The sequence below is a fragment of the Roseateles sp. 22389 genome (assembly GCF_052044995.1).
Taxonomy (GTDB): domain Bacteria; phylum Pseudomonadota; class Gammaproteobacteria; order Burkholderiales; family Burkholderiaceae_C; genus Roseateles.
In genome coordinates this window covers 35,447-52,574 of record NZ_JBQEOF010000027.1, presented here as the reverse complement: position 1 = coordinate 52,574, position 17,128 = coordinate 35,447, and the positions used below count along the sequence as shown (strand labels likewise).

The following is a 17,128-nucleotide window of genomic DNA, read 5'->3' as shown; positions in this document are numbered from 1 at the left end:
CGGCCGGGGGCCGTCGGTCAGGCCGCGGCGGCGGCCGGCGGCGCGGCTTCGGCCGACGGCGAGGCCGCCGGGCCGCGCAGGTGCTGCGTGACGACGGCCAGCAGCTCGTCCATCTCGAACGGCTTCACCAGGTAGCCGTCCATGCCGCTGGACAGGCAGCGGGCCCGGTCGTCGTCGATGGCGCTGGCGGTCAGCGCGACCACCGGCGTGCGCGGCAGCAGCCGGCGCGCCTCCTCCTGGCGCCAGGCCACGGTGGCCGCATAGCCGTCGAGCACCGGCATCTGGCAGTCCATCAGCACCAGGTCGAAACGCTGCGCGCGCAGCTGCTCGAGCGCGTCGCGGCCGTGTTCCGCCGGCGTCACGCGCAGGCCGCAGCGCTCCAGCATGGTCGTGGCGACGAGCAGGTTGACCGGGCTGTCGTCGACCAGCAGCACGCGGCCTTCGAGCCGCGGCAGCGGCGCCGCGGTCGAGGCCGCGGGCTCGGTCGATGCGGCGGGCGCGTCCGATCCAGGCAGCGCGGCGGACGGGGCGAGCGCCGTCGAGGACGGCGCCGGGGAGGCCACCTGCAGCGGCAGAGTGAACTCGAACACCGAGCCCTGGCCGGGCGCCGATGCGCAGCGCAGGTCGCCGCCCATCGCGCGCGCCAGTTCGCGCGAGATCGTCAGCCCCAGCCCCGCGCCATCGCGGCGCGCGCGGTGGTCGCCGGCGCGGCCGGCCTGCTCGAACGGGGCGAAGATGCGCTCGAGCTGGTCCGCCGGGATGCCGTCGCCGGTGTCCTTGACCGCGAAGCGCAGCAGCGTGCCCGCGCGCATGTCCAGCACCGACGAGACCTCGACGTCGACGCTGCCTCGGTCGGTGAACTTGATCGCGTTGCCGACCAGGTTGTGCAGCACCTGCTGGATGCGCGAGGCATCGCCCATCGCGCGCGCCGGCAGCTGCGGCGCGACGGTCAGCGAGAAGGCCAGGCCCTTGGCGCGCGCCGTCTCGCCCAGCAGGCGGCCGACGTCGCCGGCGACCTCGCGCAGGTCGAAGGGGCGGGCCTCGACGACCAGCTTGCCCGACTCGATGCGCGCCAGGTCCAGGATGTCGTTGACCAGCGTCATCAGGTGGCGGCCGGAGCGGCGCACGATCTCCACCTGCTCGCGCTGCTGCGGGCTGAGTTCGCCGCGCTCCAGCAGCTGGGCCATGCCGATGATGCCGTTCAGCGGCGTGCGGATCTCATGGCTCATCACCGCGACGAAGCGGCTCTTGCTGCTGCTGGTTTCCTCCGCCGCGTCCAGCGCGAGGCGGCGCTGCTCGGCCAGCCGGGCCTGCTCGAAGCGCAGCCGCAGCAGCTCCAGCGTGCGCGCCTCGATGCGGCGCGACTCGAGCACCGTCAGCAGCCAGAACATCGTCAGCCCACCGGCGCTGAGCCAGCCGGTGGTGCCGCCTTGCAGCGCCAGCCGGATCGCCAGCGGCGCGATCACCAGCGAGGCGAACAGCGCCTGCCCGCGCGCCCAGTGGCCCAGCGACACCATGGTGAAGGCGACCAGGCCGACCAGCGTGGTCATGACCGCGCCGTCGATCTCCGGCAGGTTGGGCGTGGCGAAGAGGGCGCCGATCACGCCCCAGGCCAGGCCGTCCAGCCCCAGGCCGACGAGGTAGCGCCGCTCCCGGCCCGGCGAGGCGCGCTCGACCAGTGGCAGCCGCAGGAAGCTGCGGGCTTCCAGCGCGCGCCAGGCCGAGATGCCCCAGCGCGCCGCCAGCCAGCCGAGCAGGTCCACGGCCGGCAGGTGCGACCACAGCAGCGCCACCGGCAGCAGGCTGAACAGCCCGCCGACGCAGGCCGGCATCGCCACGCGCGCCTGCAGGCTGGTCAGGCGTTCCGCCCGCACCTGCATGGCCACGCTGGCGCCGCCAGGATCCCCGTGATGTTTGATTTCAGGCACTCCCATACGACCCGGCCGTCGAGGATTCCGGCCGACCGCCCTCCAGATCGGTGGCGCCGCTTCGCGGGCGGCGTCCAAGTGGCGCGTTTCTACCGAAGGTCGTGGGCGGCGAGGCTCGGGGACTTCCCGGGGACCGGCCGGTGCCCGTGCGCGGGCGGGGTGCCGGCGGGCGACTGACGCCCATCCGGCTCGATGGTTAAGCCGAACCCGGATCGGTCATCGCCAGCTCGCGTTGATGCTCGTCGAGCCAGATCCAGCCGCCGGACGGCAGCTCGGCCGGCAGGTCCAGCGCGCCGATGCGCTGGCGGTGCAGCGCCAGCACCCGGTTGCCGACCGCCGCGACCATGCGCTTGGCCTGGTGGTAGCGGCCCTCGGTGAGCGCCATCTGCAGGCGGCCGTCGGGCAGGCGCTCGGCGGACACGGCGCGCACCGGCTCCTCGGCCAGTTTGGGATTGCGCTCCTCCAGCAGCACGCCCTCGACGAGGCGGCGCAGTTGGCCCTCGTCCAGCTCGGCCTTGCAGCTCGCCTGGTAGAGCTTGGGCACGTGGTACTTGGGGCTGGTGAGCTTGTGCTGCAGCGGGCCGTCGTCGGTCAGCAGCAGCAGGCCGGTGGTGTCCTCGTCGAGCCGGCCCACCGGCTGGATGTCGCGGTTGCGCAGCGGCTCGGGCAGCAGCGAGAACACGCTCGGATGATGGCTGGGCTTGCGCGAGCACTCGTAGCCCGCCGGCTTGTGCAGCAGGATCAGCGCCTTCTCGTGATACGGCCAGGCCTGGCCTTCGACCTCGAAGACCAGGCCGGCGGTGTCGAAGGCCTGCCGCGGGTCCTCGACGAGCTCGCCGGCGACCGACACCAGGCCGTGCTCGACCAGCGCCGCGCAATGCCGGCGGGTGCCGAAGCCCTGGCTGAAGAGGATCTGCGCGATGGCGACCGGCTTGGCGGCCTTGGCGGGGGTGGGGGAACTCGAACTCATGGGGCGGGATTGTCGCCGCGGCCGCGGGGCGGCCCGTCGTCCGGTCGTCCGTCAGCCCGGCCGGACCGCGTCCACCACGGCCCGGGCCACGACCTCGGCGGCCAGCGCGCCGAGCAGCGTCATGTCGCCGTCGATCTCGGCGGCGCCGGTCGCCAGCGCGAACAGCACGTCGCCGTCCATCACCGTGTGCACCGGCTGGATCGCGCGGGCCAGCCCGTCGTGCGCGATCTGCGCCAGCTTGGTCGCCTGGGGCTTGGTCAGGCGCGCATCGGTGGCGATGACGCCGATCGTCGTCGCGCTGCCTTGCAGCGCGCGGCCGGGACGCTCGCCGTCCAGCAGCGCCTGCACCGTCGAGCAGGCGCGGCCGTCCGGGCCGCGCGGGCCGGCGAGCACCTGGCCGCCCTGCGGGTCGACGACGTCGCCCACCGCGTTCACCACGACCATCGCCGCCAGCGTCACCTCGCCCAGGCGCAGCGAGGCCATGCCCAGGCCGCCGGGCATCGCGCGGTCCACGCCCAGCAGCTTGCCCACCGTCGCGCCGGTGCCGGCGCCGACCGGGCCGCGCGCGTGCTCTGCCGCAGAGGCCGCGTCGCAGGCCGCGCGACCCGCGGCGGCATCGGGCGCGGTCGCCGCGTCGTGGCGCCACAGGTCGAAGATCACCGCCGCCGGCACGATGGGGACGCGCACCTGGCCGACGGGGAAGCCGTGGCCGCGTTCGGCCAGCCAGTGCATCACGCCGTCCGCGGCGGCCAGGCCGAAGGCGCTGCCGCCGCTCAGCAGGACCGCGTGGACCTGCTGGACTGTGTTCTCGGGACGCAGCAGGTCGGTCTCGCGGGTCCCGGGCGCGGCGCCGCGCACATCGACGCCGGCGGTCGCGCCGGCCTCGCACAGCACGACGCTGCAGCCGGTGGGGGCCGACGGGTGGGTGTAGTGGCCGAGCTTCAGCCCGGCGACGTCGCACAGGCTACCGGCGTCGGCGCGCGCGGCGCCGGCGGGGACGACCGGCTCGCTCAAGGCTTGCCGCCCTGGCTCGGCGCCTGAGGCTGCGGTTGCGGCTTGAGGCTGCCGCAGTCGGCACCGAGGTAGCGGGCCTCGCCGGTGGAGCGCAGCACCTCGGTATTGCCGTCGCGCTGCACGCGGACCTCGCTCCTGGTCCGGTAATGGTCGGTGCCCAGGAAGGTGATCTCGTTCGTCCCCTCGGACGCGGGGTTGGTGCAGCGGAAGTTGACCAGCATCCGGTCGCCGGTGCGCTTGCTGTCGTGCTCGCACTTGCCTTCGGTCTTCGGGATGCCGGCGCGGTCCGCCTGTTCCCGCGTCACGCAGGACTTGAGCGTCAGCTCGCCGCCCTGGAAGTTCATGCTGACGCCGTTCTTCGACATCATCGATTCCAGCTGCTTGCGCTGCTCCGGCGGCAGCGCGGCCATCTGCTTCTGCATCTGCTCCATCTGCGCCTGGCGCTGCGGATCGAGCTCGGGCTTCTGCTTGATTTCCCACAGCCCGGGCTTGAAGTCCTGGGCGGCGGCGGTCATCGCCGCGCCGGCCAGCAGCAGGCCGGCGAGGAAGGAGGTGGCGGCGGAGGTCGCGTTCGACATGGCGTTCTCCCTGCTGCGAAGGCAGCGAGGCTCGCCGAGTGTAGGGGCCGCCGCCGGGCGGTGTCAGGTGTCAGGCGAAGACGCCGGCCGTGTCCTGCATGCGGCGGCTGACCTCGCCCAGGTGATGCAGCGAATCGCCGTACTGCATCTCCATGAGCGTGAGCCGCTTGAAGTAATGGCTGCCGACATACTCGTCGGTCACGCCGATGCCGCCATGCAGCTGGATGCACTGCTGGCCGACGAAGCGCATCGCCTGGCCGAGCTGTACCTTGGCCTGCGAAACCGCGCGGCGGCGCGCCTCGGCCGGCTCGCCCAGCTTGAGCGTGGCGAAGTAGCTCATCGAGCGCGCCAGCTCCAGCTGCATCTTGATGTCGGCCATGCGATGGCGCAGCGCCTGGAAGCTGGCGATGGCGACGCCGAACTGCTTGCGCGTGTTCAGGTATTCCGCCGTCAGCGCGACGAAGCGGTCCATCGCGCCGACCGCCTCCGCCGCCTGCGCCGCGATGGCGATGTCGACCGCGTGTTCCAGCACCGCGAGGCCACGGTCGGGACCGACCAGCAGCGTGGCGGGCGCGTCCTTCAGCGTCAGCTCGGCAGCGCGCGAGCCGTCGTGCAGCGCATAACCGCGCAGCGCGACGCCGGCAGCCTCCTTGGCGACCAGGTACAGCGCGATGCCCGCGTCGGCGCCGCCGGCGCGCGCCGGCACGATGAAGGCGTCGGCCGCGTCACCGGCGGGCACCACGCTCTTCAGGCCGGTGAGCCGGTGATCCGCCGTGGCCAGCGTGTCGCACACCTCGAGCCGGTAGCGCGCGCGGCGCTCCTGGTGCGCGAGCACGACCAGCGCCTCGCCGCCCGCGATGCGCGGCAGCCACTCGCCTTGCGTGTCCTCGCCGGACTGCGCCAGCACCGCTGGCGCGACCAGCCCGCCCTGCGCATAGGGCTCCATCACCAGGCCGCGGCCCAGTTCCTCCATGACGACCATCGCCTCGACCGGGCCGAAGCCCAGGCCGCCGTGGGCCTCGGGCACCGCCAGCGCGGTCAGGCCCAGGCCGGCCAGGGCGTTCCAGACCTCGCGCGAGAAGCCGCCCGCGCGCACGATCGCGCGGCGCTGCTCGAAGCCGTAATCCTTGTCGACGTAGCGCCGCACCGCGTCGCGCAGCGAGTTCTGGTCTTCGGTGAAATCGAAATCCATGTCGTGTCTCCTGCCTCAGCCCAGCACGGTCTGCGCGACGATGTTGCGCTGCACCTCGTTGGAGCCGCCGTAGATCGTCGTCTTGCGATAGTTGAAGTAGTGGCTCGCGAGCGGCGCGCAATGGGCCGCGCCGACGTGGTCGCCCTGCCAGCCGGCCTCCATGGCCTCATGGATGAAGGGCGTCGCGTAGGGGCCGGCGGCCAGCATCATCAGCTCGGTGTAGCGCTGCTGGATCTCGCTGCCGCGGATCTTCAGCAGGCCCGCCACGTCCAGCGACTGCTTGCCGCTGCTCTCGGCCGAGAGCACGCGCAGCACCATCATCTCCAGCGCGACGATGTCCACCTCCAGCAGCGCGATCTGGTCGCGGAAGCGCGCGTCCTCGCGATCGCCGCCGAGCAGCCCTTCGGCCTTGGCGATGCGCTTGAGCCGCTCCAGCTCGCGCTTGGCGCGGTTCACGTCGGCGATGTTGGTGCGCTCGTGCGCGAGCAGGTACTTGGCGTAGGTCCAGCCCTTGTTCTCCTCGCCGACCAGGTTCTCCGCGGGGACCTCGACGTTGTCGAAGAACACCTCGTTCACCTCGTGCTCGCCGTCGAGCATGATGATCGGCCGCACGGTCACGCCGGGCGACTTCATGTCGATCAGCAGGAAGGAGATGCCGGCCTGCGGCTTGACCGAGGCGTCGGTGCGCACCAGGCAGAAGATCCAGTCGCCGTACTGGCCCAGCGTGGTCCAGGTCTTCTGGCCGTTGACGATGTAGGTGTCGCCGCGGCGCTCGGCGCGGGTCTTCACCGAGGCCAGGTCCGAGCCCGAGCCCGGCTCGCTGTAGCCCTGGCTCCACCAGACGTCGCCGCTCATGATGCCGGGGAGGTGGCGCTCCTGCTGCTCGCGCGAGCCGAAGGCCATGATCACCGGCGCCACCATCACCGGCCCGAAGGGCACCACGCGCGGCGCGCCGGCCAGGGCGCATTCCTCCTCGAAGAGATGGCGCTGCACCGCGTTCCAGCCCGGCCCGCCGAACTGCTTGGGCCAGGCCCAGCCATGCCAACCCTGCTTGCCCAGGATGCGGGCCCAGCGCTGCAGATCGTCCTTGTTCAGGCGCAGCGCGTTGTGCACCTTGTGGCTGATGTCCTGGGGCAGGTGCTCGGCCACCCAGCGGCGGATGTCGGCCCGGAAGGCCTGCTCCTCGGGCGTGAAGTTGAGGTCCATGCGTGTCTCCTGCGGTCTTCGATGTCGGGCCGGCGCCCTGGCGCGTGGTGGGCGCGGTCGGCGCTGTCGGTGAGCTGCGCGGGGTTTTAGCACGAGCGTTCGCTTTTGCCCTGTCCCGACCGGGACAAGCCCAGGGACATGCCCGAGCCGCGCGAGAATGCGCGGCTTCCCGGTTCCCGCTCCGCCGCCGCCACGCCATGACCGCCGCCTTCCCGACCGCCCTGCCGCGCCCCGTGCTCGCCCTCCATGGCGGCGCCGGGACCCTCCGCCGCGACCGCATGAGCGCCGCGATGGAAGCGGCCTACCGCGCCGCGCTGACGGCCATCCTGGCCGACGGCGCCCGGCAGCTCGCGCGCGGCGACGCGGCGATGGACGTCGCGGTCGAGGCGGTGCGCCGGCTCGAGGAGTGCGAGCTGTTCAACGCCGGCAAGGGCGCGGTCTACACCGCCGACGAGCGCCATGAGCTGGACGCCAGCGTGATGGACGGGCGCGACCGCGCGGCGGGCGCGGTCGCCGGCGTGACGCGGGTGCGCAACCCGGTGCTCGCGGCGCGCGCGGTGATGGACCACAGCGGCCATGTGCTGCTGATCGGCCCGGCCGCCGAAACCTTCGCGTTCGACCAGGGCCTGGAGCGCGTCGAGCCGACCTGGTTCGGCACGACGCAGCGCCTGGCGCAGCTGCGGCAGGCGAGGGCGCTCGCACAGGGGCAGGTGCTGGATCACGACGGGCAGTCGGCCATGGCGCACGATGCGCCGGCCGCCGCGCCGGAGCCCGGCGGCCCGATCGACGACCGGACCAAGTTCGGCACCGTCGGCGCGGTCGTGCGCGACGCCGCCGGCCACCTGGCCGCCGCGACCTCCACCGGCGGCATGACCAACAAGCGGCCGGGGCGCGTGGGCGATTCGCCGATCCCGGGCGCGGGCTGTTATGCCGACGATCGCAGCGTGGCCGTCTCGTGCACCGGCACGGGCGAGGCCTTCATCCGCGCGGCCGCCGCGCACGAGGTGGGCGCGCTGATGCGCATCGGCGGACTGCCGCTGGCCGAGGCCTGCGCGCGCGTCGTCTTCGACGAGCTGCCCCAGGTCGGCGGCGACGGCGGCCTGATCGCGGTCGACGGGCTGGGCAATGTCTGGCTGGGCTTCAACACCGAGGGCATGTACCGCGGCTGGGTCGAGGCCGGCGGCGAGCCGCTCGTGAGCATCTACCGCGACGAATGACGCGCCCGCTCCTGGAACGACCGATGCGACATCGATCCGCCGTCCTGCTGATGCTGCTGGTGACGCTGCTGTGGAGCAGCGCCGGCGCGGTGTCGCGCCACCTGGACTCGGCGCGCGGCTTCGAAGTGACCTTCTGGCGCAGCGCCTTCAACGCGCTGGCGCTGACGCTGCTGCTGCCGATGCTGCGCGGGCGCGACTACTGGCGCCAGGCGCTGCCGCGGCTGCGGCGCTCGCCGTCGGTGCTGGGCTCGGGGCTGTGCTGGGCGGTGATGTACACCGCCTTCATGCTGGCGCTGACGATGACCGGCGTGGCCAACGTGCTGGTGACGATGGCGCTGGGGCCCTTGCTGACGGCGCTGTTCGCGCGCGTGTTCCTGCATCAGCGCCTGGCGGCGCGGACCTGGGTCGCGATCTGGATCGCGAGCGCCGGCATCGCCTGGATGTTCGCGAGCGAGATGCGCGCCGGCGCCCACGCCTGGCTGGGCATGGGCGTCGCGCTCGCCGTGCCGGTGGCGGCGGCCAGCAACTGGACGCTGCTGCAGGCGCGGGCCGGCGACGGCGCGACGGACCTGCTGCCGGCCGTGTGGCTGGGCGCGATGCTGTCCGCCGCCGCGACGCTGCCGCTGGCCTGGCCCTTCGAGGCCTCCGGCCGCGACCTGCTGCTGCTGGCCGGGCTGGGCGTGTTCCAGCTGGCCGTGCCCTGCCTGATCGTCGTGCGCCTGACGCGGGTGCTGCCGGCGGCGGAGGTGGCGCTGCTGGGCCTGATGGAAGTGCTGCTGGGGGTGCTCTGGGCCTGGCTGATCGCGGGGGAGGCGCCGTCCCCGGCGGCGCTGCTCGGCGGTGTTATGGTGCTGGCCGCGTTGATTGGCAATGAGCTGCTGGGCGCCTGGCGCCGCCCGGCCGCTTCCAAGAGTGGAGAGATGTCGTTGTGATTCCGTCGCTGCAATCCGAAGGACTGGTCCTGGCCGAGGTCAATGGCTGCCTCGGCCTGATCACCTTGAACCGTCCGCAGGCGCTCAATGCGCTGTCGCTGGCCATGATCCGCGACATGACCGTGCTGCTGAGCGCCTGGCGCGACGATCCGCGCATCCAGGCCGTGGCGGTGCTGGGCGCGGGGCGCGAGGGCAAGCCCGCGGCCTTCTGCGCCGGCGGCGACATCCGCTTCTTCCACCAGGCCGCGCTGGCGGGCGACGCCGCGCTGGACGCGTTCTTCACCGAGGAATACGCGCTCAACCACCTGATCCACCAGTTCCCCAAGCCCTACATCGCGCTGATGGACGGCGTGGTGATGGGCGGCGGCATGGGGATCAGCCAGGGCGCCAAGCTGCGGGTGCTGACCGAGCACTCGAAGCTGGCGATGCCCGAGACCAACATCGGCCTGTTCCCGGACGTGGGCGGCGGTTATTTCCTGTCGCGCTGCCCGGGGCACAGCGGCGAATGGCTGGCGCTGACCGGCCAGGTCATCGGCGCGGGCGATGCGATCGAACTGGGCCTGGGCGACGTGTTCGTGCGCAGCAGCGAGCTGCCGGCGATCATCGCGGCCTTCAAGACCGGCGCGCAGGACAGCGCCGAGCATGTCGTGGCGACGGTGATGGAGCGCGTGGACCTGGCGCCGGTGGCCGAGCACTGGAACGCGCGGGCGCTGATCAACCGCCATTTCTCGGCGGCGTCGGTGCCGGCGCTGTTCGCGTCGCTGGCGGCGGATGCGGATCCCTGGGCGCAGCAGGTGCTGGCGACGCTGGGCAAGCGCTCGCCGCTGATGATGGCGGTGACGCTGGAGCAGATCCGGCGCGCGCGCGCGATGAGCCTGGCGGACGACCTGCGCATGGAGCGCGACCTGGTGCACCACTGCTTCCACCTGCGGCCCGGCGCGGCCAGCGAGACGGTGGAGGGCGTGCGCGCGCTGGCGATCGACAAGGACCATGCGCCGAGGTGGAATCCGGCGCGGGTCGAGGACGTGTGCCGTGCCGACGTCGAGGCCTTCTTCCGCAGCCCCTGGCCGGCGGCGGAGCATCCGCTGCGGGCGCTGGACTGAGCGCCCCGGCCGCCGCCGACTGACGCTGCGCTGACGCGCCGGGACGNCAGCGCAGGGGGGATGGCCTACTCGTCTGAGTCCCCCCCAACGAAACGCTCTTCCGAGGGAATCGACAAACGCGTCTTCGCGCCGAAACTGCTGGCCTTCCCGGGATGAGTCCCGCAAGTAGGAGTTGGAGCGATGACGATGAACGAGCAGTTGGCGCGGGCGCGATCCGTGGTGGCGAATCTGCCGCCGTTGGCGGGCCGCCCGCGGGTGAGCTATGACGACCTGGTCGCGGTCTTGTGCGAGCCGAGTGCGATGTTCGGTGCGCCGAGCGCGGTCCGGGCGACCGCCCGCCCGGATCGGCCGAGCCTGGATGGGGACTGGCTGGCGGAGATCCTGAATCAGATCGTTGCGTTCCGGGGCATCCCGTGCACCACGATGATGGAAACCGTCCAGATGGCCGCGGAGATGGTGCGGCGCCGCGGACTCGCGATCTGCGATGGCCCGGCGGTGGACGTCTGGGTGTTGGACGAGGGCACGGATGATGTCCAGATGCGCTACATCCTGCGCCTCGATGCACCGCACCATGTGGCGGCCGACCTGGACGATGCGTTGACGTGGTGGCTCTGCGAGTTGGAGATGTGCCGCCCCGGGTTCACGTTTTCGTTCTCGGGAGCGTGGACGGAAGAAGACCTCCGGCGTCTGCGTGAGCGCGCCGAAGAGCTCGTGCAGACGACGCGAGGAGACACGCATGCCGATCTCCCATCGTGATCTTCTGAACCAGGCCAAGGGCCTGGCCGTGCCGGAGGAGGCCGTGTTCCGAGCGCTGGTGGGGCGGGCGTACTACGCCTGTTATCACTGCTGTCGCGAATGGGAGAGGACGCTGCCGGAGCCCGGCAAGACCCGATCCAGCACAAAGGGTGTCCACCAGCAGCTGATCGAACGTTTGCAGCGCCCCGACAAGCGTTGCAGCAAGGATCAGGTGAAGCGCTCGGAGTGGTTGGCTCGGCAACTTGGCACCTTGCGAGCGCTTCGACTGCGTGCTGACTATCGCCTGGACGAGGGCATCTCGGACGAGGAGGCGAACGCTCAGGTCAGCCTCGCTGACGCCGTGTTCAAGCGATGCGACTGGGGCGTGAAGACTGGCAGGCAGGACTGACGGGCAGAAAACGACAGTCCCGCGCCTGCATCACTCGCTGATGGTCTTCGTCACCAAGGCTGGGTCCTTCGCGATGTCGGCCTCGGAGAACGGCATCCGCTGCCACTGTCCCGCGCTGTAGGCGCGCGTGTAGTCGCTGAAGTGCGGGGACGCCGGATCGTCGCTCTGCGAGAAGGTGAGGAAGGTGTAGGCCTCGACGCCCTCGCTGGGGAAACGCACCACCTGCATGTAGCTGTTGGCGCTGGTCGCCGTGTTGAGGTCGTAACCTCCCTGGTCGAGCCGGCTGAGCGCGCAGGCCACGGTGAAGTAGCCCTGCGCGCCGCAGCCGCCGAACATCGGGATCTTCTCCGTGCCGCGCGTCGCGAACAGCGTTTCGCCCCGGGTTGCCGTCAGCGCGAAGCCGCTGGCCTGCACCCGCAGGATGGCCGCGCCGAAGGCCTGCAGCAGCGTGGACCGCAGCGCGGGATTGAGGTCGCGCGGCGTGCGCAGCGGATCGGCGCTGCTGAAGGGCACCTGGAACAGCGAGGCCTCGGGTACCCGCGACGCGCGGGTCCAGAACTCGTCCCACAGGTGCGCGCCGCGCGAGCCCACCAGCCCCTTGCCATCCCAGGCCTGCAGCGCCGCGCAGGCCTCGGCGGGGTCGACGTTGCGCGCCGGGCTGAAGGTCTCGCCGGTGGCGGAGTCGCCGGTCACTGCGATCGTCGTCGCCGGCGCGCAGAACATCGCCAGCGCCTGGTCCTTGAAGAGCTCCGCGGTGAGCGCGCGGCTGTTGATCACCATCGCGCGCACGGTCTCGCTGGTGGCCTTGTTGCCGGCCAGGCCGTCGCTGCCGGCCAGCCGGTCCTGGACCAGCAGGTGCGCCAGCCGCGAGCGGAAGCTGATCGACGCGGTGCCGGCCGGCCCGAGGATGTCCGGATAACCGGTGAGCGGCGCGGCCGCGTTGGCAAGCCAGTAGCTGTCGTTGCTGTTGAGCACGTAGTCGTCACGCAGCAGGCTGGGCATGCGGGAGGTGCCGAGCGCGCCCGGCTGCTTGGAATCGGCATCGGTCTGCCAGTCGCAGCTGCTCCGCGACCCGTCGAGCACCGGCGTGCGGGGCAGGGCCGCGCTGAGCGCCGTCGTCAGCGCGGTCGCGCAGTTGCTCAGCTGCGACGGCGAGACATTGGGCATCGCGCCGATGTCGGCGTACCAGGCCTGAGAGCCGCCACGGGCCACGGCCACCGTGTTGACCCAGGGGATGGCGGATTCCTCGCGCTGGATGGTCGCCACCTCGTCCAGCGTCCTGGCCTGGCTCCAGCGCAGCCAGACGCGGAACACGCGGAAGTTCTCCGCGTTGATGTCCCGGATCGCGAAGACGGTGTTGCTGTTCCAACCCAGCGCCGCGTTGAGCGCGCCGAGGTTGACGATCGGGCCGTACTGGGACTCGTAGAGCGTGCGCGTGACCGGCGCGACGCTGCCGTCGGCCTGCTTCACCTGCACGGTGATCTCGCGGGCGGTCATCTTCGTCGCGACGCCGTCGCGCAGGTAGCTGGTTGGGTCGCCGGGCACCAGCGTCAGCTGGAACAGGCCATAGCGCCGCGCCGTCGACACGGTGTGGCTCCAGGCGATGTGGTCGGTGTAGCCGATCTGGATGACGGGCACCGCCAGGAAGGAGGTGCCGGCGACGTCGAGTTCACCCGGAATGGTGAGGTGCGCCTGGTAGAAGCGATCCGGCCCGCGCCAGTACCAGTGCGGATTGCCGAACAGCAGCGGGCTGCCGTCGCCGGTGGCCGCGGTGCCGAAGCCGATCATGTTGCTGCCCACGCCGTCATGGCCGCCGACCTGGAAGGTCGGCAGACGGTCCATGGCCAGTTGCAGGCGCCCGGAGGGACGCGCAGCCTTCGTCGCCGTCGCCGTCGCCGTCGCCGTCGCCGTTGCCGTTGCCGTCACCGTAGCCGTGGTTGTGGCCGTCGCCGGACTGGCCGCGGCCGGCGGCGTCGCGTTGGCGATGGGCGCGACGAAGTTGCTGTAGCCCGCCGCGAAGTGCGCCGCATACAGGCGCCGGAAGACGTCGGTGTCGCTGATCGGCACGACCCAGGCCTCGTTGCGGCAGGCCGCATGGGCACTGGGCTCGGCGCCGGCCTTGATCTCGCGGACATAGCGGTTGTAGCCGGCGGCGAAACCCGCCACGAGTTGCTTGAGCTTGTCCGGCTGCGCGGCGATGAGCCGCTGCATCACCGCGTCGTTGAGCACGTGCCGGTGATAGAAGTCGGCATCGAGGTTGCGCGGCTGGCCGATGGTGCCCTGGAAGGGGATGGTCGCGTCGGCGCCGAAGTGGCGGGAGCGCTCGCCGCGGAAGGTCAGCATCGAATTGGCGATCGTGCACAGGTCGTCCTGGGCCTGCGCATATCCGTAGCCGTAGCCGGCACCTCCCCAGTCCGGCGCCTTGATGTGCGGCACCCCCATCGTGGTGCGGCGGATCTCCGCGCGGTAGGTGGCGGCGGGTTCGCCGCCGTCGTCGCTGTCGCCGTTGCAGCCGGCCAGCAGCGCGGCCATTCCCAGGGTCAGCGCGAGCAGCGGCCGCCGGCCGCCTCGAACGGAAATTCGCATGTCTTGTCTCCCTTGTGCCTGTCGCGGCCCGGGCGGGCCGGAGCGCCACAAGGATAGGGCGAGGAGCGCCAGCCGAGCCGACCGCACCGCGTTTCCAGGCGTTTCCGCCACTATGATGCGAGGAATTCTCATTTGAGAACTGTTCGCACTGATGACATGAACGTCACCGTCTCACCGACCCCCGCCGCGCGCCGCGTCGGCACATCGCGCGCTGGCGCGCTGGCGCGGCTGCGGTACGTGCTGCCCTTGCTCTCGCGCATCGTCGCGGCGGTGGGCGGCGGTTACGCGCTCGCCGCGCTGGCCAGCGTCGCGGTGCTGGCGCTGCCCGTCAGCCGCATCCAGGCCGTCATCGGCGGCATGCTGGGCAGCTTCGCGGTCTACGTGGCCGCGGTCGTGTGGGTCTTCGCGGTGCGCAGCGCCACCCGCGCCTGGATCGGCCTGCTGGTGGCCGCGCTGCCGTTGCTGCCGTTGGCATGGTCCGTCTGGCATGGCGCCGCGCCGGCCGTCTCGCCATGAGCGCCCCTGACCTTTCCCCTCACGCCACGCCCGACGCCGCCAGCGGTATCGGAGCGCGCGTCCCGGCCGCGCCGCGCGGCCTCCGGCAGACGATGTCCGACCTGCACATCTGGACCGGATTGCTGCTGGGCTGGTTCCTGTTCGCGATGTTCCTCACCGGGACGGTCAGCTATTTCAAGGAAGAGCTGTCGCAATGGATGCGGCCCGAGATCGCGCACCAGGCCGACCGGCCGGAGGCGGCCGTCGTGGCGGGACGCATCGCCAAGACGCTGGAGACCGTCGCGCCCCGCACCACTCAATGGAGCCTGCGCCTGCCCGACGAGCGCCACCCGATCGCGAACGCCTTCTGGCGCGTGCCGCCCAAGGATGGCGCCAAGCGTGCCTTCAAGGACGCCAACTTCGATCCGCAGACCGGCCTCAAGGTCGCGGCCCGCGAGACGCCGGGCGGTGAATTCTTCTACCGCTTCCACTTCCAGTTCCATTACCTGCCGGTGACCTGGGGGCGCTGGCTGGCCGGGCTGGCGGCGATGTTCATGCTGGTGGCCATCGTCAGCGGCGTGATCACCCACAAGAAGATCTTCACGGACTTCTTCACCTTCCGATGGGGGAAGGGCCAGCGGTCCTGGCTGGACGCGCACAACGCGCTGTCGGTGTTCGGGCTGCCCTTCCACCTGATGATCACGTACACCGGGCTGGTGACGCTGATGACGCTCTACATGCCGTGGCCTGAGATGGCCGGCATCGAGTCGCCAGCGATGAAGCGGCAGCTGACCTCGGAAATGAATGCCTTCCTCCAGCCGGCCAAGCCGTCCGGCGAGGCGGCGCCGCTCGCGTCGATCGAGGCGATGGTGCGCGAGGCCGAGCGGCGCTGGGGCCCGGGCAGCGTGGCGCGGGTGACCGCGGCCAATCCGGGCGACGCGGCGGCGCGCGTGGCGATCGCGCGCGGCGAGGGCGGGCGGCTGTCGATGAGCCCCCAGTACCTGCTGTTCGACGGCGTCTCCGGTCGCGTGGTCGAGGAAAAGCAGGGCGTGGGCGCGGCGGCCGAGACGCGGGGCGTGATGTACGGGCTGCACTTGGGGCGCTTCGGCGATGGCGCCACGCGCTGGCTGTATTTCCTCGTCAGCCTGGCCGGCACCGCGATGGTCGGCACTGGCCTGGTGATGTGGACGGTCAAGCGACGCCAGAAGCTGGCCGATCCGGAGCGGCCCCATCTGGGCTTCCGGATCGTGGAGCGGCTCAACATCGCCGCGATCGCCGGCCTGCCGCTGGCGATGGCGGCCATGCTCTGGGCCAACCGGCTGCTGCCGCTGGACCTGGCGCGGCGCGGCGAGTGGGAGATCCACGTCGTCTTCATCGTCTGGGCGCTGGCGCTGGCGCATGCGGTGCTGCGGCCGCCGCGGCGCGCCTGGATCGAGCTGTTCGTGCTGGGCGCCGCGGCCCTGGCGCTGCTGCCGGTGCTCAATGCGCTGACGACGGATCGCCCGTTGTGGCGCAGCCTGGCGCAGGGCGACTGGGCCTTCGCCGGCGTCGAGCTCGTGGGACTGGCCTTCGCGGCGCTGCTCGCCGGGCTGGCGAGGCGTGTGGCGCGGCATCGGTCCAAAGCGGCGCGGTCAGGCCGGGCGAGGGCCATCGGAACGCCGGCACGACCAGCGGCCGACGCCGCCGCGGCGGTGGAGGGCGCGCGATGACGCACCTCGCCAGCCTGCTGATCTGCGTCGGGGCCTTCGCCGCGCTGGCGATGGCGACGGAGCGCGCCCAGCAGGACGTCCTGGAACGCGCGTTGTCGCGAGACGCGACGCGCGCGCTGCGGATCATCGGCTGGGCGCTGCTGCTCGCGAGCCTGGCGATCGTCGTCGGCGCGCAGGGCTGGGGCCTGGGGCTGGTGAGCTACAGCGGGCACACGAGCGTCGCGGCCGGCCTTGTCTTCCTGGGGCTGATCGCGCGCCAGCGGCGCAAGGGCTGAGGGCGCCCGGGCGGGCCTCGGGTCGGTGAGGCGTCAGCGGGCCGGTGCCGACGCCGGCGTCGACACCGCCGCCGAAGCGGCGGCGGCCGGCAGCAGCGTGGCGCGGGCCTCGGCCTGGCGCAGGAAGTTGTCGTAGGCGCGGGTGGCGTCGTCGGCGTCGCGGCTGCGCAGCATCATGACCACCGTGCTGTGGCGGGTGAGGGCGGCGAAATACTCCTGCGTCTCCGCGCTCCAGACCAGGCGCACGACCTCGTCGCCAAAGCGCTGGCGGCGCAGGGTCTCCACCGCGCTGCCGAAGAAGCGCAGGTCCGGGCCGTCGGAGATCGGCGTCAGCGGCACGGCCGGCAGCAGCGGCTCGGGGAGCGCGGCCTCGGTCATCCGGCCCAGCAGCACCGGGCGCCCGACCTCGCCGGCGGCGGCCATGCGCCGGAAACTGTCGAAACGTTGCCAGGCCTCGGCCTCGTCGGACGACACCAGCGTGCGCCGCAGCTCGCCGTGCTGCAGGACGGCCACGTAGAAGCGCCGAGGCGCCGCGTTCGACCAGACCTCGATCGAGACATCGTCGACCTCGACGCGCCGCATCAGCAGCAGCGTGCGAGCGGCCAGACGCGCGCGCAGCTCGTCGATGTCCGCAGCCTCGGCGTTCACCGCCGGCGCGGCGGTGGCGACCGTGGCGACGGATGCCGTCGCCGCAGCCGTCGCTGCCAGCGCCGTCGCTTTCGGGGTGCCGACCGGCTTGGCGATGCCCGTCGACGTCGAGCGTCTGGCGTCCTTCGAGC

16 protein-coding genes are annotated in these 17,128 nt (G+C 72.0%); 8 read left to right on the top strand and 8 right to left on the bottom strand.

Translation table 11 applies throughout. The annotated features are described in order from the left end of the window. Positions 1–17 precede the first annotated feature (17 nt). From ACTJKJ_RS25345 to ACTJKJ_RS25320, 6 genes are all read right to left on the bottom strand, one after another. The gene (locus tag ACTJKJ_RS25345) at positions 18–1,928 is read right to left on the bottom strand and encodes an ATP-binding protein (protein ID WP_440822904.1); all 1,911 of its coding nucleotides are present in this window, start codon (positions 1,926–1,928) and stop codon (positions 18–20) included. Between the two features lie 196 nt (positions 1,929–2,124). Further along, entirely contained in the window at positions 2,125–2,898 is a 774-nt protein-coding gene (locus ACTJKJ_RS25340) for a pseudouridine synthase (RefSeq protein WP_297385481.1), read from the bottom strand. A gap of 51 nt (positions 2,899–2,949) precedes the next feature. Beyond that, the gene (locus tag ACTJKJ_RS25335; protein WP_297385483.1) at positions 2,950–3,912 is read right to left on the bottom strand and encodes a P1 family peptidase; all 963 of its coding nucleotides are present in this window, start codon (positions 3,910–3,912) and stop codon (positions 2,950–2,952) included. Next, positions 3,909–4,490, bottom strand: a complete 582-nt coding sequence (locus ACTJKJ_RS25330) for a DUF3617 domain-containing protein (protein WP_297385485.1) — start codon at positions 4,488–4,490, stop codon at positions 3,909–3,911. Before ACTJKJ_RS25330 ends, ACTJKJ_RS25335 begins: the two co-directional genes overlap by 4 nt. Before the next feature lie 70 nt (positions 4,491–4,560). Next, on the bottom strand, positions 4,561–5,682 hold the full coding sequence (locus ACTJKJ_RS25325; RefSeq protein ID WP_440822901.1) for an acyl-CoA dehydrogenase family protein: 1,122 nt from the start codon (positions 5,680–5,682) through the stop codon (positions 4,561–4,563). Positions 5,683–5,697: 15 nt separating this feature from the next. Then, the gene (locus ACTJKJ_RS25320; protein WP_297385488.1) at positions 5,698–6,888 is read right to left on the bottom strand and encodes an acyl-CoA dehydrogenase family protein; all 1,191 of its coding nucleotides are present in this window, start codon (positions 6,886–6,888) and stop codon (positions 5,698–5,700) included. A 197-nt stretch (positions 6,889–7,085) separates the two neighbouring features. Between ACTJKJ_RS25320 and ACTJKJ_RS25315 the strand changes: the two genes are divergently transcribed. The 5 genes from ACTJKJ_RS25315 to ACTJKJ_RS25295 all read left to right on the top strand — a co-directional run bounded on the left by ACTJKJ_RS25315 (position 7,086) and on the right by ACTJKJ_RS25295 (position 11,284). Further along, positions 7,086–8,105 (top strand): isoaspartyl peptidase/L-asparaginase family protein, encoded by a 1,020-nt coding sequence (locus tag ACTJKJ_RS25315; protein ID WP_440822898.1) that lies wholly within the window; start codon positions 7,086–7,088, stop codon positions 8,103–8,105. 23 nt (positions 8,106–8,128) lie between these two features. Beyond that, positions 8,129–9,037 (top strand): DMT family transporter, encoded by a 909-nt coding sequence (locus tag ACTJKJ_RS25310; RefSeq protein WP_183490722.1) that lies wholly within the window; start codon positions 8,129–8,131, stop codon positions 9,035–9,037. Then, positions 9,034–10,140 (top strand): enoyl-CoA hydratase/isomerase family protein, encoded by a 1,107-nt coding sequence (locus ACTJKJ_RS25305; protein ID WP_297385493.1) that lies wholly within the window; start codon positions 9,034–9,036, stop codon positions 10,138–10,140. Before ACTJKJ_RS25310 ends, ACTJKJ_RS25305 begins: the two co-directional genes overlap by 4 nt. A 180-nt stretch (positions 10,141–10,320) precedes the next feature. After that, on the top strand, positions 10,321–10,896 hold the full coding sequence (locus tag ACTJKJ_RS25300) for a hypothetical protein (protein ID WP_440822896.1): 576 nt from the start codon (positions 10,321–10,323) through the stop codon (positions 10,894–10,896). Then, positions 10,877–11,284 carry a hypothetical protein gene (locus ACTJKJ_RS25295; RefSeq protein ID WP_440822894.1) on the top strand — a complete coding sequence of 136 codons (408 nt, stop codon included), beginning with the start codon at positions 10,877–10,879 and terminating at the stop codon, positions 11,282–11,284. Before ACTJKJ_RS25300 ends, ACTJKJ_RS25295 begins: the two co-directional genes overlap by 20 nt. Positions 11,285–11,314: 30 nt before the next feature. Here the strand turns inward: ACTJKJ_RS25295 and ACTJKJ_RS25290 are convergent, their stop codons facing one another. Then, entirely contained in the window at positions 11,315–13,870 is a 2,556-nt protein-coding gene (locus tag ACTJKJ_RS25290; protein ID WP_440822892.1) for a penicillin acylase family protein, read from the bottom strand. A gap of 156 nt (positions 13,871–14,026) precedes the next feature. Here ACTJKJ_RS25290 and ACTJKJ_RS25285 point away from each other — a divergent pair, with 156 nt between their 5' ends. The 3 genes from ACTJKJ_RS25285 to ACTJKJ_RS25275 all read left to right on the top strand — a co-directional run bounded on the left by ACTJKJ_RS25285 (position 14,027) and on the right by ACTJKJ_RS25275 (position 16,349). Continuing rightward, positions 14,027–14,386 carry a DUF3649 domain-containing protein gene (locus ACTJKJ_RS25285; protein WP_440822890.1) on the top strand — a complete coding sequence of 120 codons (360 nt, stop codon included), beginning with the start codon at positions 14,027–14,029 and terminating at the stop codon, positions 14,384–14,386. A 92-nt stretch (positions 14,387–14,478) separates the two neighbouring features. Further along, on the top strand, positions 14,479–16,074 hold the full coding sequence (locus ACTJKJ_RS25280; RefSeq protein WP_440822888.1) for a PepSY-associated TM helix domain-containing protein: 1,596 nt from the start codon (positions 14,479–14,481) through the stop codon (positions 16,072–16,074). After that, the gene (locus ACTJKJ_RS25275; RefSeq protein WP_440822886.1) at positions 16,071–16,349 is read left to right on the top strand and encodes a DUF3325 domain-containing protein; all 279 of its coding nucleotides are present in this window, start codon (positions 16,071–16,073) and stop codon (positions 16,347–16,349) included. Before ACTJKJ_RS25280 ends, ACTJKJ_RS25275 begins: the two co-directional genes overlap by 4 nt. 33 nt (positions 16,350–16,382) lie before the next feature. Here the strand turns inward: ACTJKJ_RS25275 and ACTJKJ_RS25270 are convergent, their stop codons facing one another. Then, on the bottom strand, positions 16,383–16,997 hold the full coding sequence (locus ACTJKJ_RS25270; RefSeq protein WP_440822884.1) for a hypothetical protein: 615 nt from the start codon (positions 16,995–16,997) through the stop codon (positions 16,383–16,385). Between the last annotated feature and the right edge of the window lie 131 nt (positions 16,998–17,128).